This window comes from Algoriphagus sanaruensis (assembly GCF_001593605.1).
In the GTDB taxonomy this organism is placed as follows: domain Bacteria; phylum Bacteroidota; class Bacteroidia; order Cytophagales; family Cyclobacteriaceae; genus Algoriphagus; species Algoriphagus sanaruensis.
Genome location: NZ_CP012836.1, coordinates 1,915,021 through 1,929,821 on the forward strand (window position 1 = coordinate 1,915,021; position 14,801 = coordinate 1,929,821).

13 protein-coding genes and 1 tRNA gene are annotated in these 14,801 nt (G+C 40.9%); 6 read left to right on the forward strand and 8 right to left on the reverse strand.

Annotation, left to right across the window (positions count from 1 at the left end; all coding sequences use genetic code 11):
* Positions 1 to 184: 184 nt before the first annotated feature.
* A complete protein-coding gene (locus AO498_RS08485) occupies positions 185 to 2,008 on the reverse strand; it encodes an alpha/beta hydrolase-fold protein (RefSeq protein WP_067546002.1) in 1,824 nt (607 codons plus the stop codon).
* A gap of 345 nt (positions 2,009 to 2,353) precedes the next feature.
* Here AO498_RS08485 and AO498_RS08490 point away from each other — a divergent pair, with 345 nt between their 5' ends.
* The 3 genes from AO498_RS08490 (at position 2,354) to AO498_RS08500 (ending at position 5,352) form a co-directional block, all read left to right on the forward strand.
* Entirely contained in the window at positions 2,354 to 3,229 is an 876-nt protein-coding gene (locus AO498_RS08490; RefSeq protein WP_067546005.1) for a carbon-nitrogen hydrolase, read from the forward strand.
* Positions 3,230 to 3,232: 3 nt separating this feature from the next.
* Positions 3,233 to 4,306: an agmatine deiminase family protein gene (locus AO498_RS08495; RefSeq protein ID WP_067546008.1), complete on the forward strand. Its 1,074-nt coding sequence runs from the start codon at positions 3,233 to 3,235 to the stop codon at positions 4,304 to 4,306.
* A gap of 206 nt (positions 4,307 to 4,512) precedes the next feature.
* Complete coding sequence (locus AO498_RS08500; RefSeq protein WP_067550365.1) at positions 4,513 to 5,352, forward strand: alpha/beta hydrolase; 840 nt, start codon at positions 4,513 to 4,515, stop codon at positions 5,350 to 5,352.
* A gap of 138 nt (positions 5,353 to 5,490) precedes the next feature.
* Here AO498_RS08500 and AO498_RS08505 read toward each other — a convergent pair whose 3' ends face one another.
* The 3 genes from AO498_RS08505 to AO498_RS08515 are packed head-to-tail and all read right to left on the reverse strand — an operon-like array spanning position 5,491 to position 8,589.
* Entirely contained in the window at positions 5,491 to 6,168 is a 678-nt protein-coding gene (locus tag AO498_RS08505) for an ABC transporter ATP-binding protein (protein ID WP_067546011.1), read from the reverse strand.
* A gap of 7 nt (positions 6,169 to 6,175) precedes the next feature.
* Positions 6,176 to 7,432 carry an ABC transporter permease gene (locus AO498_RS08510; protein ID WP_067546014.1) on the reverse strand — a complete coding sequence of 419 codons (1,257 nt, stop codon included), beginning with the start codon at positions 7,430 to 7,432 and terminating at the stop codon, positions 6,176 to 6,178.
* Complete coding sequence (locus AO498_RS08515; protein WP_236778656.1) at positions 7,429 to 8,589, reverse strand: efflux RND transporter periplasmic adaptor subunit; 1,161 nt, start codon at positions 8,587 to 8,589, stop codon at positions 7,429 to 7,431. Before AO498_RS08515 ends, AO498_RS08510 begins: the two co-directional genes overlap by 4 nt.
* Before the next feature lie 254 nt (positions 8,590 to 8,843).
* On the opposite strand from AO498_RS08515, the gene AO498_RS08525 reads away from it, so the two are divergent.
* A complete protein-coding gene (locus AO498_RS08525) occupies positions 8,844 to 9,152 on the forward strand; it encodes a hypothetical protein (protein ID WP_067546023.1) in 309 nt (102 codons plus the stop codon).
* A 329-nt stretch (positions 9,153 to 9,481) separates the two neighbouring features.
* Here the strand turns inward: AO498_RS08525 and AO498_RS08530 are convergent.
* Positions 9,482 to 9,570, reverse strand: a tRNA-Ser gene (locus tag AO498_RS08530).
* Positions 9,571 to 9,781: 211 nt separating this feature from the next.
* Between AO498_RS08530 and AO498_RS08535 the strand changes: the two genes are divergently transcribed.
* Positions 9,782 to 10,036 carry a hypothetical protein gene (locus AO498_RS08535; RefSeq protein ID WP_067546027.1) on the forward strand — a complete coding sequence of 85 codons (255 nt, stop codon included), beginning with the start codon at positions 9,782 to 9,784 and terminating at the stop codon, positions 10,034 to 10,036.
* Between the two features lie 245 nt (positions 10,037 to 10,281).
* Positions 10,282 to 11,583, forward strand: a complete 1,302-nt coding sequence (locus AO498_RS08540) for a nitrogen regulation protein NR(II) (protein ID WP_067546030.1) — start codon at positions 10,282 to 10,284, stop codon at positions 11,581 to 11,583.
* A gap of 14 nt (positions 11,584 to 11,597) precedes the next feature.
* Here AO498_RS08540 and AO498_RS08545 read toward each other — a convergent pair whose 3' ends face one another.
* The 3 genes from AO498_RS08545 to purD all read right to left on the reverse strand — a co-directional run bounded on the left by AO498_RS08545 (position 11,598) and on the right by purD (position 14,792).
* A complete protein-coding gene (locus AO498_RS08545) occupies positions 11,598 to 12,059 on the reverse strand; it encodes a gliding motility lipoprotein GldH (protein ID WP_067546033.1) in 462 nt (153 codons plus the stop codon).
* Complete coding sequence (locus AO498_RS08550) at positions 12,043 to 13,386, reverse strand: PSP1 domain-containing protein (RefSeq protein ID WP_067546036.1); 1,344 nt, start codon at positions 13,384 to 13,386, stop codon at positions 12,043 to 12,045. Before AO498_RS08550 ends, AO498_RS08545 begins: the two co-directional genes overlap by 17 nt.
* 119 nt (positions 13,387 to 13,505) lie before the next feature.
* On the reverse strand, positions 13,506 to 14,792 hold the full coding sequence (gene purD / locus AO498_RS08555) for a phosphoribosylamine--glycine ligase (RefSeq protein WP_067546040.1): 1,287 nt from the start codon (positions 14,790 to 14,792) through the stop codon (positions 13,506 to 13,508).
* Positions 14,793 to 14,801: the final 9 nt, after the last annotated feature.

Sequence of the window (14,801 nt, forward strand, 5' to 3'; positions counted from 1 at the left end):
GTTTTGACCCTTCTCAGGAGAATTGGCTTTATCTTTTTTTAACCAAATCAAGTTTTTTAACTCAGGTAGAAGGAAGGGGGCACATTCCGGAATGATGGAAAAAATTACCTGTCAGGTTTTCAAAACCTGACAGGTTTAATTCAAATCTCTATTTTTCATTCCTCTAAAAGGCCTGAAAATGGACTCAATCCATGTTTTTCTTTTCTACTACCCAGCCCTCAGCTTTTGCCAAACCGGAAGTTTTTCCCGAAAAGAGTTTGCCAGCTTCTTGATCGCCTTTCAACTGCCATTTGTACCATGCAGTCGCAACTTTGGCAAACTCTCCCCCATAAGGCTGTCCATAGGTGCCTCCATGTCCCACATCCAGGTTTCCGACAAAAATGGGTACATGATTGATTCGGTTAAAATCGTCCATCCCATTTCCGTAAGCGATATCTGACTTTCCGCCTAATAAATAGAGGGTAGGAACCTTAATGTTGTTCAATTGATCCTTGGTGACTTGAGGCATCCCCGGCATTCCACCACCCGGATTTCCCAAAACGCCACTGTTGAAAACGCCTACGGTGGTGATTCGTGGGTCTCCTGCCACTTCTAAGGTTTGTAATCCTCCGCAGGACATGCCACTTACTGAGATTTTATCAGTAGCTATTTTTTGATAATAGGGGCTGTTTGGATCTGAGTTTTGAGCAATTGCCCAGTCGATGGCATCTAGTAGTTTTTGAGATTTGGAACGAACATCGGTTTGCTTGGGCATGGTGCCAATGGCGATTACCAGGAATCCATGCGAAGCTACTTCATTCAGAAATTTAACGTGTTCCCATGGGGAATCGAAGCAAGCTCCATTTCCCCAAGCTATGATTGGAAGTTTATTGGCTCCTCCAAATTTGGATAAGTCTTGGGGCTTGAAAACGGTGTGAGTAGGAAGGGAAGGTTCTGAAACCATGATAGCCGGGTAGGTGCCCGTTCCACCATTTTCAATGATCTCGGACTGGAAGGCTAGATTTTCAGAAAAGAAAGGAAGTGCTTTGGTCTGTATACGCTCAGCTATTCGGTTGAGATGATCGCCATCATAGCTTTCGTAGAAGTGCTTGATTTGGTAGGAATCCAAAACTTCATGCAGGGTTTTTGTTGCCTCACTAATTCCTCTGTCCTGAAGTCCTGCATCAATAGCAATGGATCTCAGTTTTTTCAGGTTAAGAATATATTGATCCACATAATTCAGGGTACGATTTGCGATGATCTTGTTGATTACATCTTGCCGTGGAGATCCATCTTTTGCGGGAAGGTCCAAATACAAAGGTGGGTTTTTGGGATTCGGAGCAAACGCTGCGGAAGTGGCTAAAGCTGCAATTTCAAAGAAGGATGTTTCTTGAAGTTGGTCTGGGGTCAAGCTTTCCAATTTTTTTATTAATTCCGGATTGGTGGAAGCTCCACCATCCATACAGCAAGGACTCAATGCGTAAATGGCTGAATAAACCTCAGGGTATTTCATTCCCAGCCGAAGTGTTCCATATCCACCCATGGAATGACCTGCTAATCCGCGGCTTTTTTTATTGGGAAGGGTTCTGTAGTTCGAGTCGACATAGTTGACTAATTCCTGCGTAACGAAAGTTTCCCAGTCGCCAATGGTAGCCGAACTCGCATACATACTGCCTTTGAATCGGTTATATGCATTGGGCATTACTACAATCATCTCTTTGGAAAGTCCTTCTGCTAAAGATTGCTCTATGACATCCTGCAGGTTGATCCAATGACTTTCCCATCCAAACCATTGGGAATCATTGTCAGTAAATCCATGAAGCATATAAAGCACAGGAAATCTCTTTCCTGGATTGGACTGATAGGAGGGAGGGAGGTAAACGGTGACATCTCGGTCTGCAGGATCTCCGATCAGATTCCCTTCGAGGGCTTTGCTGTGTACTTTGACTCGTTCTTTAGTTCCTTTTTGTGCAAAAGTGGAGGTTACTCCCAAGCAGCAAAGGAACAGGATGAGAATTGTTTTTTTCATAGGTTAATGGGTTTAGATTGAGTTAAAAGTAGGTTTTATTGAGACTTTTGCCAAGTGATCATTTTTTAGCGAAGTGTGAGTTGGACCAAATCATAGATTTGGGAAGATTCTTATATTTTAAAAAGTCGGAATCTAGTTTTTGGGATGGATTAAATCACTTGGAAAAGCTTAGGGAGTGAACCATTTTTATTTCCAAAGGCCTAATAGTTGACTTGAAATGAGTTCATGTCCATCATGAAATCTTAATTTTCAAATCTTTCAATTTTCCAATCTTCGAATCAGCCTTCTTATTTGCCATTCCCCCCTTGCCAAGGTATCTTTGCTGCCTAAACAAAAACGTACACCGTGGCAAACAAAACCGTCAAAGTAGGTCTGGTCCAGCTCAGTTGCTCTGGGAATGTGGCCGAAAACATGGAGAAAACCATTGCTGGAGTTCGAACAGCAGCTCAAAAAGGCGCTCAAGTTGTGGTTCTTCAGGAGCTTTTTAGATCGCTCTATTTCTGCGATGTGGAGGATTACGATAATTTCCTTTTGGCAGAATCCATTCCAGGTCCATCTACCGAAACTTTGGGAGCTTTAGCCAAAGAGCTTGGCGTGGTCATCGTTGCTTCCCTTTTTGAAAAGCGTGCGGAAGGGCTCTACCATAATACCACGGCAGTTCTTGATGCAGACGGAACTTACCTCGGTAAATACCGAAAAATGCATATTCCTGACGATCCGGGCTATTTTGAGAAGTTTTACTTCACGCCAGGCGATTTGGGTTATAAGGTCTTTCCAACCAAGTTTGGTAAGATCGGCGTCTTGATCTGTTGGGATCAGTGGTATCCTGAGGCAGCCCGAATTACGGCTTTGAAAGGTGCAGACTTTTTGGTGTATCCAACCGCCATCGGATGGGCGCTACATCAGGATGCACAGACTAATGAAGATCAATACAATGCTTGGCAGACTATTCAACGCTCCCATTCAGTCGCTAATGGAATTCCTGTAGTTTCCGTGAATCGAACCGGAATCGAGGGCCCGATGCAGTTTTGGGGAGGATCATTCGTGTCCAATGCCTTTGGTCGAGTGACTTACAAAGCCCCACATTTGGAAGAGGAAATTCACGTGGAGGAACTGGATTTGACAGGGTCAGATCGCTATAGAACCCATTGGCCTTTCTTGAGAGATCGGAGAATTGACTCTTACGATCCGATTACCAAGCGTTTTCTTGACGAAGAATAAGCCATGGCAGATTTGTTTGAATTGGCAAAAAGCGGAGGGGTTACTCCAGCGGAATTGGGTTATTACTTTCCAGCCGAATTTGCACCTCAGGAATCCATGTGGTTAAGTTGGCCACACAAGGAAGCAAGCTGGCCGGGTAAGATTGAAACCATATTTACGCCTTATTCCCAGTTTATCACTGAAGTAGCTAAAGGACAAAAGGTGAACATCAACGTGGCTGATGAGGCCATGAAGGGGTTTGCTTTGGCACATCTGGAAAAAGCAGGTGCGGATCTTAGCAAGATCTTTTTTCACTTTTTTCCAACGAATGATGCTTGGTGTAGAGACCACGGACCTGCCTTTCTGATCAATCCCAATGCGGAAATTAAAAAAGTGCTCGTGAAGTGGAATTACAATGCTTGGGGTGAAAAATACCCGCCTCACGATCTGGACAATCAGATTCCAATTCGAATTGCTGATCATTTGGGCATTCCTTATTTCAAACCCGGAATCGTTATGGAAGGGGGTTCGGTTGAGTTTAACGGAAAGGGAACGCTCTTAACTTCAACGGCATGTCTCCTGAATGAAAACCGAAACCCGCACCTCAATCAGGCCCAAATAGAAAAGTACCTTTGCGATTATTATGGGGTTAAGCATATCCTTTGGGTAGGAGATGGCATCATTGGGGATGATACGGACGGGCATATCGACGACATCACCCGCTTTGTGAATGAGGACACCGTGGTGACCGTGGTGGAAGAAAACAAATCCGACGAAAACCACGAGATTCTTGCCGAAAACCTTGAAATGCTCAAGAAGATGCGTCTGGAAAACGGCAAGCAATTGAACATCGTGGAGCTGCCGATGCCAAGTCCGGTAATCTGGGAAGACCAGCGACTTCCAGCATCCTATGCCAATTTCTACATTGCCAATGAAGTGGTGGTGGTACCGACTTTCCGAGACAAAAACGATCAAAAGGCCCTTGATATCCTGACCGATTGCTTCCCAGGAAGACGTGTGATTGGAATCGACAGTACGGATATCATTTGGGGATTGGGAAGTTTTCACTGCTTGAGTCAGCAGGAACCCGCCGTCTAACGAGCAGACCCAGTAACCGGTTAACTGCAGTCATATAGAATGTTTGAAAAAGGCAATCCTGAAGGGTTGTCTTTTTTGCTTCCAGACTATGGAAGACTTATTAATTTCAGATCCTCAAATCCTCTTTATTTGGACTTGAATGATGAAAACACCTTTCATTTTCAAACAAAAAGTTGGCTTAAAGACTTTTGTTAAAAATCACCCCTATGAAATATTTTCTTCCCCTTTTACTTCTAATTGGTATTGCTTCTAGTTGTGCAGTGAAATCAATTACCAGGTCCAAGAATATCACCTACCTCCAAAAAACCGAAGAATTACCTGAAAAACAGCTTAATGTTTTTGCTCCTAAAAAAGCAAGTAAAGCACCTGTTCTGATTTTTATCCACGGTGGAAGTTGGCATAGTGGTCGTAAAGAAATCTATGATTTTATGGGGAGTCGCTTGGCTCGAAGGGGAGTAGTGACGGTAATTATCGACTATCCTTTGGCACCGGATTACCAAGTTCCAGCTATGGAAAAAGCCAGTGCTCGAGCCGTTCAATGGGTAAAAGAGCATATTTCGAATTATGGTGGAAATCCTGAAGAAATATATGTCTCTGGTCATTCAGCAGGAGGGCATTTAGCTGCTCTTTTAGCCATAAAAAATGAACCCTGGAATGAATTAGGAGTTAGCAATCCGCTCAAAGGGGCGATTCTCAATGATCCAGCAGGTTTGGACTGGTATTGGTTTTTGAATGAGGCAAGAGACCGACCAGATGGAAAAGATAATTACGATGCTTTTACGGATAATCCAGATACTTGGAAAGCCTACTCTCCGATCTACTTTCTCACCGGAAATGAAATTCCTATGTTGATTATGGAAGGAGAGAAAACCTATCCGGGAATCCGATTAACCATTGATCGGTTTAAAAAAGAGGCAGATTCTAAAGGCCTTGAATATATTTATAGCTACTATCCCAAAACCAAGCATATCCCAATGGTTACGCAGTTTTTCTTCACTTGGAGTAAGGGGTATAAAGATGTGTTGGGATTTATGGGGATGGAGTAGCAAGTAAGATTTTACGTCATTGCGAGGGGCATTTATTAATCGTTCAGTTATTTTAGCCGCTTCTGCCCCGAAGCAATCTTCAAAAATGTAGAGTGATTTCGATAGACTGTTTCGTCGTTCCTCCCCGAGGTGACGAATCTACCCCAAACTCACCACTCGACCGTCCTCCATTTCAATTACTCGATCTGTTCCCTCAGCAAATTCAGGATCATGAGTCACAATAAGCATGGTTTGCTTAAACTCCTTCGCCAAAAGCTTGAATTCATTAAAAACAATGTCTGAGTTTTTTTTATCCAAGTTGCCCGTAGGTTCATCTCCCATGATGAGCAGAGGGTCATTAATCAAAGCTCGGGCAATAGCAACTCGTTGTTTTTGTCCTCCAGAGAGTTGATTGGCTTTTTTGAGCGCATGGTCCTGCATGTCAAAAATGCGAAGTTTTTCCAAAGCTCGATGTTCTAATTCCTGCCTAGAATATTTCCCCAATTTGAGCCCCGGGATCATGACGTTTTCCAGTACTGAGAATTCATTTAGGAGGTAATGGAATTGGAACACGAATCCAATTTTTTCATTTCTGATTCTAGCTAGGTAGTTGGCGGATTTTCCTGAGATCAATTCTCTATCCATCCATAATTCCCCTTGATAGTCGGTGTCCATGGTGGAGAGAATATAGAGAAGGGTTGATTTTCCGCAGCCAGATTTTCCCACCACCGAGACAAATTCCCCTCGATCAACCGAAAAACTTACCTTCTTCAGAACCTGGGTTTCATTGGGACTGAAGAACGATTTGCTGATATTTTTTGCCTCAAGGACTTTCATCTTTAGGTTATTTTCCTCGAATTATTTCGACAGGGTCTACTCCAGAAGCTTTTCTAGCCGGGAAATACCCCGCAAAATACGTGGTGATTAAACTGAAAATTCCTCCGATCAGATAGTATTTTGGATTGTAGTCTACTGGAAAAGTTTTAACCGTGGGTAATGCCTCTGTTTCAAATGGAATTTGATCGATACCTAATCCAGCCAAAAAACCAAAAATCAATCCAAGGCATCCACCAACAATTCCGATAATGAGTGCGATGGTGATAAAAATTCGGTTGACATCTGTCCCACTAAATCCGGTTGCCTTGAGAATGGCAATGGTATCCAATTTCTCATAAATCATCATGTTCAAGATGTTGTAAATGCCAAATCCCGAAACCACCAAAAGCGTAATCCCTACTGCATAGCTGATCAAGGTTCGGATATTGGTTCCTGTTTCAAATTGGGCATTTACCGTCTGAATATCATCCGCATCAATTTGGTAAATTTCTCCTAATTCCTTGGCTAAGGTTGGAGCTTGATTGAAATCATGGAGTTTGACCTGAATGTCAGTGATGTAGGAAGGGGATTCTCCTAGCATTTTTTGCACAGAGGATATGGATGCATAGCTGTTGGAATTGTCAAAATCTGCTAATCCACTTTGATAATAGCCCACCACTTTTAACTGAACCCGATTTCCTTGGGAAGTGGTAGCTTGAATGATATCGCCAATATCCGCCATCATTCGATCAGCAGCACCTTTACCTAAGATGATGGTATTGTTTTGTTGCAGATCGGAATAATTTCCAGTAGTCACATAGTCTTTAAAAGCGAATAATTCTGCCTCTTTTTCGACATCGATTCCATTGACGATTCCAGTGAGGTCGATTGTCCCGACGTTAAAGAAAACCTGTGCGGCTATTTTAGGACTTACACCAAGAATTCGTGGATCATCTTCCAAGTTTTCGATGATCGCCTGGCTATTATAAATCGCAAGTCTAGAGGTACTGGGTTTGATCGATCGAATGATGTTTAATGACTGATGAAATTCTTCGCTTCGATCGATGGGTTGGGAAGGATTGGGTTTGATTTCGTTGTAAAATCGGATATGTGGGGTTCGATTTAAAATTAAGCCATCCAATAAGGAATTGAGCCCATTCATAAACCCCAATAAGGCAACAAACATGGTGATACTGAACATCACACCGGTAGCCGCAACCAAAGTCTGCTTCAAGCGGGCCAGCATTAAGGCCCTTGCGATTTCAAAGATTAAAGACCATTTCATCGCTTCGGTAAAATCAACCCGGTTTCTTCAGTAAGTCCTTCCAAGATTTCCGTAAACTCGTAGTTTTTGATTCCGGTCTTCACTCGTAGCGTATCTCCAGATTCGGCAATTACCAAAGAATCCCGAAAAACATACTTTCTTGGGATGACCAAGGTAGATTCTCGTTTATTGGTAAGAATATTTGCTTCTAGCGTCAGGTTTGGGAAAAGTCTTTCTGGCGCTTGTGTAAACTCAGCTTCTACAGTAAAAGTCTTGCTTTTGGAGTCCATGATCGGGATGATACGAGTTACTTCTGCTTCAAATGTTTGGTCTTTGAAACTATCCATGATCACCATGACCCGTTGTCCTTGTTTCACTTTTGAAATGTCGTATTCGTCGATCTGGAGTTCCAGGTAAAAATCAGAGGTACTTCCAATTACCGCCAAAGTAACTTGCGGGCTTACCATTTCCCCGATTTCTTTTGGGAGGGAATAAACGATTCCATCGATTTTGCTTCTCAAGATGTATTCGTTTTCAAGTATTTCTGAAATCCTTAAATTCTTTGAAGCACTTTGAGAATTGAACGTTATTTCGCGTTGGAGATCCTGATACTTTAGAAGAGAGGATTCATAGCTCGTTTTTGAACTTTGAAAGGCTAGTTTTTTTTGTTCTAACTCAATTTCTGTCCCAATTCCTTGATTCCAAAGTGATTGAGTTTTAGCCCAAATCAAGGAGTCATTGGTTAGTTTGTCTTTTGCCAATTTAATGTTTAGCTCGAGGTCTTTAAGCCTTGTTTGGTTGGATTGTTGGTCCGCATATTTTTGAGCTAGCTCAGCATTTTCCCGTCGTAGTTTTTCTGACTCATTGAAAATCTTAAGAATTGGAGTTCCTACTCGAACAGTATCCCCCTCCTTGACAAAAAACTCTTGGATGGGGCCATTCGCCAAAGCATAGGCTTCATACTGGTCCTTTGCTTTGATTACCCCTGAGGCATAGACTGATTCTGAAATTGATTTTTTCTCTGGAAAAATAGGAGTGTCTTCTGAAGGGGAACATCCGCTTAAAACCACAATAAATAAAAAGAGGGAAAACTTGAACGAAGAATTGAATTTGAAGTCAAATCGATTCATAGACTGGGCAGGGTGGGTCTCCACAAATAAAGCAAATATATTCTTCAAAATTCCTGAGATTCACCCATACTTTGAGAATTTCGTTTCGCAGACTTTTCTGGAAAAAGGCACTTTAATCCAGCTTGTTTGTCATGAGATGAATCTTTTGTCGAATTCAAAGACTCACGAATTTTTTACGGGGAATTCATCCAAATTAATTTTTATAACCATTCAATTTCATCGAGCATTACTTTTTGAGTGGTTGAAAGAACAAGCTATTCTTGGTCTATATTTGAAGCTTCATTCAGTATAGAAATCTAATTATGACCATTCGAAAATTAGTAAAGGAGTCCATCAATATGTTGGACAAATCGGACAAAGGAATCATTTTTCAAGATTTCGATCATCAGGTTGTACATGTTGCAGATGCGGCATTTTATGGAAAGCAGGTTTATCCCAAGGATTTGGTTAAAACCTTGAATGAAAATTTCAATCTTTCTGGCTTTCCTCTCGATGATGCTTCCTTTCGAAAAGAACTTCTAGAATTGATCGATAAGTATGAATATGCGGTCAAACATCGGCCTAAGAAAAAGGGCTTTGAACTAGATGAGGATTTTGGAAAAATAGTCTAATCGATAGACTTCTTTAAACTTGGCGATTTTTGCTAGTTAACCTTGCTCAATTTTTTCACATCTGATTTTTTTCAAGGCTTTAAGCAGTGTTTCAGTTTATTCCTATCGTACTTCCTTCTTGAATTTGAGACAAAATTGGGGTTATTCCGGTTTTGGAAGGTGATCTTTTGTGAGAAGTTAGAATGCAGTGATTAAAGGGTTATAGATAAAGCCTATTATTGAATTAGGAGGGATGTTAATAAAAGTGATTTTCCAACCTGGACAAATCTGTCAATCATTCTAAAAAATAAAGCTCAACAAAATGAATTGCTGAGCTTTATAACTTTAAGCAGAGAGTGGGGGATTCGAACCCCCGGTACAGTATAACCCGTACGACAGTTTAGCAAACTGTTGGTTTCAGCCACTCACCCAACTCTCTATTCCCGTTTGAAAAGAGGATTTATCCCCCTTTCAAAGTGTTGCAAATATAAGTGAATTATGAAGATTTCAGCAAGATTGAAAGTGCCGTCTTTTTTTATTTTTAATAAGGTCTTGATTATCAATTTTATTAATTCTTATCAAAAATTACCCAGTAGTGGGTATTTTCTGCAAACCTGAAATTGGTACTTTTGGGTATAATTCTTTTTATCATGATTCTTCAAACATCAAAAGCTCAATTTTTATTTGAACAAAACACCCAGATAAGTGGTGCAGTCAAGGTGTTTTCTGATAACAAGGAAGAGCTCCATCGATTATTTGTCAATTCTGAAATTCAAGATTCCGATCAGTCTGGTTGGAAGTATTCTGTTGATTCTTGCAGACAGGAACTTGCCCATGTTCTGATCCTTTTAGTGAAAGAGATTGAGTCCACTGGTATTTTGCAATCAAATCTCGATTTTGCTTGATGCACTTCGTTTACGGGCTTTGATAGCTCATTAACATTCTTGAAAAACTTATAATAAATGCTTTTCTATTCCAATTGGGATGAAAAGCATTTTTTGTTTTTGGTACAACTTTTTTTTGATGATTTTAGAATAAAATATGGAATATGACTGTGATTTAATATATAATTCTAAAAATTGGCGATTTTTTTAAATAAAATTTTTTTACGAATTTTCATATGTCATAATTCACTAAATCTGATTGAGCCATGATCAGTACTGCTAACATCGATAAGTTGATCCCCGATTTCCTCATGGAATCCGGGCACTTCTACGTAGTGATCACAGATGTAGAAGGTAAGATCATTAAGGGGAACAGAAATTTTGAACGAATTGCTGGCTCCTCAAGCAAAAAGGAGTTTTGGAAGTATCTGTCTATAAATGCAGCTGAAGAATTTGCCTATTCTTTGGAGTTGATGCTGAGTGCTCCCAAAATTACGCGCCATCTGTTGCTGGAGCATCCTATCGTTTCAGATCAACAGTTTTCACAGATTTGGTGGGAATTTTCTGTTATAACTACACCTGATATGGATATTTCCGGAATAATTGGAGTCGGAGTGGGAATGCAATTTTTGGAGCAGGAAATGCCTTGGAATAATCTTGTCGATGTTTTGGGTTTTGGAAAGATTACACTTGATTCAAACTTCCTCGTCAAAGCAAATGATGAAAAGATTTCTTCATGGTTTTCAAATGATTTGAATCCATGGATCGGGAAATCTGTATTGGATTTGCCTTGTCTCGAAGGAGGAAAGGATTTGGAACGAGTAATTTTCCAGGCCTCCGTTGAAAATAAACCGACTTGTTTTTTGATTCAGACAAAAGATTTGGAGATCAAATCATTTGCTTCTCTATTGGTAAAAGCGCCAGAAGGCTATCATTTATTCCTTGTTCCAAAAGAAGTGGCGTCTGCACATGGCACTTTAAAGCCCTTGGTTAAGCCAGCACTTTTGGAAAGCTTGGCAGAGGCAACATTTGTCCTAGATATGAATGGAAAGCTTGTGCAGCAAAATAATGCAGCTAAAAATCTGGGTCGTATTTGGAAAGGTAGAGCTTATTCTGAAGGACATGTACTTAGTTTTCCAAACCAAACTAATCGTTTTAATAAGTTACAAAAAGCTATTGACGATGCTAAGATTGGTAAAGAAGCGGACGTTGAATTGAAAATGCTCATGCCGGACAAAGAGTTTGCCTTTTGGAGGGCGTCTGCTCGAGTACTTCGAACTGAAGATGGAGGCTTTGAAGGAATGCTACTTTCTGTTCTTGATATCACTTCCTTGAGACATGAGTTGATTCAGCTTTACCGTGAAAATGAACGGCTGAGAGACCTAGCCTTAAGTCCTTCTCACATCCTTAGAGGACCTTTATCAACGATTATGGGGATTCTGGAGTTGATCGATCCTAAGCAACTCGATGATGAGGGGCAAAAGTTATTCGGCTATTTAAAGCCTCTTTCGGAAGAACTGGATACCACTATCCGACAGCATGCAAAAAAAATGAGCGCTTTTATTTAAAGCGCTCATTTTTTTTACCTACTTACCTTGATTCCTACAGACTCAATTCCCTGCAAAACTTCCTCGCGCATTGCGGGAGAAAGAGTGACAGAATTTGTACCTGATGGAAATTGGATTGGAATAGTATCCAATTTAGTATAAGATCCACCAAATCCTTTTCCTAGAGGTTTTCCTGTTTTGGAATTAAACAAAGGGACATTGATTAATTTTTTATCCAAAACCCGATCCAATGAATCTTTTAGGGTAAGTTGAATGTAGCAATTGGAATAAGGATACTTCTCATTAAATCGGATTCCTATCAGAGGAGTACCCGAGTTCATTTGTTCTGAATTTGGGAATTTGTATACAAGAGAATCCCCAACATTCCAGCCCATTTCCTTGATTTTTTGGTATTCTTCATAAATCCTATCGTTGTTACATTGAGTAAACAAGAGGATAAATAAAGCACCAAGTGTGACCTTAATTGCCTTGTCCATTTGAGCTATCGTTAGGCCCTTGATTTCTTCTTGGAGGGAATTTTCGCTTGTTTTCAGGCTTTGGTCCCGATCCATTCGACAGTGCATCAGAAGCTGGTGACGAAGCTTGAGGTCCATTAGGTTTAGGACGATTTCTATTTTTCTTACGTCGACGAGCTTCTGAAGATTGACGATCACCTTCTTGATTTTGCTCATTTACATTCGCTCGAGGAGGCTTTGGCGAATTAGCAGGTTTTTCGGAAGAAGGCTTAGCCTCTCTTTTTTCTGCTGGAGTTGGATTCACAGGAGAAGAAGCATTAGCCTGGTCAGTCCTAGGCTTTTTCTTTTTCTTCTTTTTCTTTTTAGCAAACTTCTTATCCAACAGTTCCAATTCCCGAGTGGATTGAGCAGCGAGATCCTCTATTTCGGTAGACTTATCAACTTGCAAGTTGAAGACTTTGGTCCCTTGCTCATTTAAAGTTTGTATTTCCCGTACTCTATCACAGGTAATGCTGTGCCAATCATTATCATTGTTGTAGCTAAACCACATCAATTTTCTAAAAATATCAGTCTTTTGGAGTTTGGCAGGACCTTGTTCTGTGAGCAAGGGTTTCTCCACTTGTGGGATGTCCTTGATAGCATCCATGTAGGTATCTAGCTCATAATTGAGGCAACATTTTAATCGGCCGCATTGTCCGCTTAATTTGCCCGGATTAAGGGAAAGATTTTGGTAGCGTGCAGCAGAGGTCGATACATTTTTGAAATCTACCAACCAAGTAGAACAGCAGAGCTCTCTTCCGCAAACTCCAATTCCACCAATTCTTCCAGCTTCCTGCCGTAAGCTGATTTGGCGCATTTCCACTCGGATTTTAAATTCTGAGGCCAGAATTTTGATCAGTTCTCTAAAATCTACCCGGTCATCTGCAGAATAATAAAAGGTTGCTTTGGAATTGTCAGCCTGATATTCGACATCTGACATTTTCATTTGCAGCCCTAATTCATCCACAATCTGCTTGCAACGATAAAGGGTTGGAATTTCCCGATTTTTGGCTTCCTGCCATTTTTCGAGGTCCTTTTCATTAGCTATCCGATAGATTTTGGTGATGTTGTCATCGTCACGGATTTTCCGCTTTTGCATTTGCAATCGCACGAGTTCTCCCTGAAGCGAAACATATCCGATATGATGTCCATTGGGCACATCTACTACTACAGGATCCCCTGTAGTCAGAGCTAAATAATTTACATTTCGGAAGTATTCTTTACGTCCTCCCTTAAATTTTATTTCAACAATATCAAAGTTATCGACTTGAGGGATGCCCATGTGAGCAAGCCAGTCGAAAGAATTCATTTTATTACAATCACTCGTTCCACATGAGCCGCCGTTTTGACAGCCTCCAGTGGTTGAGCAAGTACTACATCCAGCCATAAGGTATATTCAGGGCTTTCGCCTCGTTTTATTTGGGTTTATCAACTTAGTTTTTTCAGATCTTGACCAATATCTCTTCGAAAATAGGCCTTTTCCCATGAAATCTTACCTACTGTTTCATAGGCATTTTGAAGAGCAGTGTCTAGAGACTCTCCAAAGCCCGTGATGGCTAAAACTCGACCACCTTGATTGATTAGGCTGCCGTTTGAATTGATTCCAGTTCCAGCATGAAAAACAACACTTCCAGCAGTTTGATCAGGGAGGCTAATTGTAAATCCTTTTTCATAATTCCCGGGGTATCCACCGCTTACCATCACCACGGTAGTAGCATAATTTTTTGAAATTTGGAGCTGATGTTGAGAAAGAGTCTGGGTGGCAATGCCCATTAATAACTCCACAAAATCACTTTCTATTCGAGGCAAAACGGCTTCAGTTTCTGGATCTCCCATTCGAACATTGTACTCAATGACAAATGGTTCCCCGTCTGTATTCATTAACCCAATGAATAAAAAGCCTTTATAATCAATGGATTCTTTTTCTAATCCAGCAATAGTGGGTTTTACAATCCGATCTTCCACTTTCTTCATGAAAGCATCATCTGCAAAAATTACCGGACTTACTGCTCCCATTCCACCGGTGTTTAAACCCGTGTCACCTTCTCCAATACGCTTGTAATCTTTTGCTTCTGGTAGGATTTTGTAATTTTTACCATCTGTCGCCACAAAAACGGAAACTTCAATTCCGGATAAAAACTCCTCAACCACCACCTTTGCAGAGGCACTTCCAAATTTCGCTTCTAGAAGCATCTCTTTTAATTCTTGTTTCGCTTCTTCCAAAGTTTGGCAAATCAATACGCCTTTACCAGCTGCCAAGCCATCTGCTTTGAGTACGATAGGAAGTTTTTGAGTTTCTAGGTAGGCTAATCCTTCTTCAATTTGTTCAGGAGTAAAGGTTTCGTAAGCAGCAGTTGGGATTTCATTGCGTTGCATAAATCGCTTTGAAAAATCTTTACTTCCTTCCAAGGTTGCCCCTAGGGCGCTTGGTCCTACGATAGGTAAATTAGAAGTTTCTGGTCTGGAACGCATATAATCAACAAAGCCCCGAACCAATGGTTCTTCAGGTCCTACCACCACGAGACCGATGGATTCCTGGAGAATGAATTCAGCCAGCTTTTCAAAATCTGTAGCTGAAATGGAAATATTAGTGGCTATTTGTGCGGTTCCTGCATTTCCAGGTGCCACAAAAAGGCGGGTACAAGATGGACTTTGTACAATCTTCCAAGCAAAGGCATGTTCTCTGCCTCCGCTTCCCAATAAGAGTATGTTCATTTAATCTAG

Excerpts from the sequence above, each read along its gene's own strand:
- AO498_RS08510 (WP_067546014.1), bottom strand. The coding sequence starts at position 7,432 with ATGAAATGGTCTTTAATCTTTGAAATCGCAAGGGCCTTAATGCTGGCC.
- AO498_RS08545 (WP_067546033.1), bottom strand. The coding sequence starts at position 12,059 with ATGGACAAGGCAATTAAGGTCACACTTGGTGCTTTATTTATCCTCTTG.
- AO498_RS08485 (WP_067546002.1), bottom strand. The coding sequence starts at position 2,008 with ATGAAAAAAACAATTCTCATCCTGTTCCTTTGCTGCTTGGGAGTAACC.
- AO498_RS08505 (WP_067546011.1), bottom strand. The coding sequence starts at position 6,168 with ATGAAAGTCCTTGAGGCAAAAAATATCAGCAAATCGTTCTTCAGTCCC.
- AO498_RS08535 (WP_067546027.1), top strand. The coding sequence starts at position 9,782 with ATGATTCTTCAAACATCAAAAGCTCAATTTTTATTTGAACAAAACACC.
- AO498_RS08540 (WP_067546030.1), top strand. The coding sequence starts at position 10,282 with ATGATCAGTACTGCTAACATCGATAAGTTGATCCCCGATTTCCTCATG.
- AO498_RS08550 (WP_067546036.1), bottom strand. The coding sequence starts at position 13,386 with ATGAATTCTTTCGACTGGCTTGCTCACATGGGCATCCCTCAAGTCGAT.
- AO498_RS08525 (WP_067546023.1), top strand. The coding sequence starts at position 8,844 with ATGACCATTCGAAAATTAGTAAAGGAGTCCATCAATATGTTGGACAAA.
- AO498_RS08500 (WP_067550365.1), top strand. The coding sequence starts at position 4,513 with ATGAAATATTTTCTTCCCCTTTTACTTCTAATTGGTATTGCTTCTAGT.
- AO498_RS08495 (WP_067546008.1), top strand. The coding sequence starts at position 3,233 with ATGGCAGATTTGTTTGAATTGGCAAAAAGCGGAGGGGTTACTCCAGCG.
- purD (WP_067546040.1), bottom strand. The coding sequence starts at position 14,792 with ATGAACATACTCTTATTGGGAAGCGGAGGCAGAGAACATGCCTTTGCT.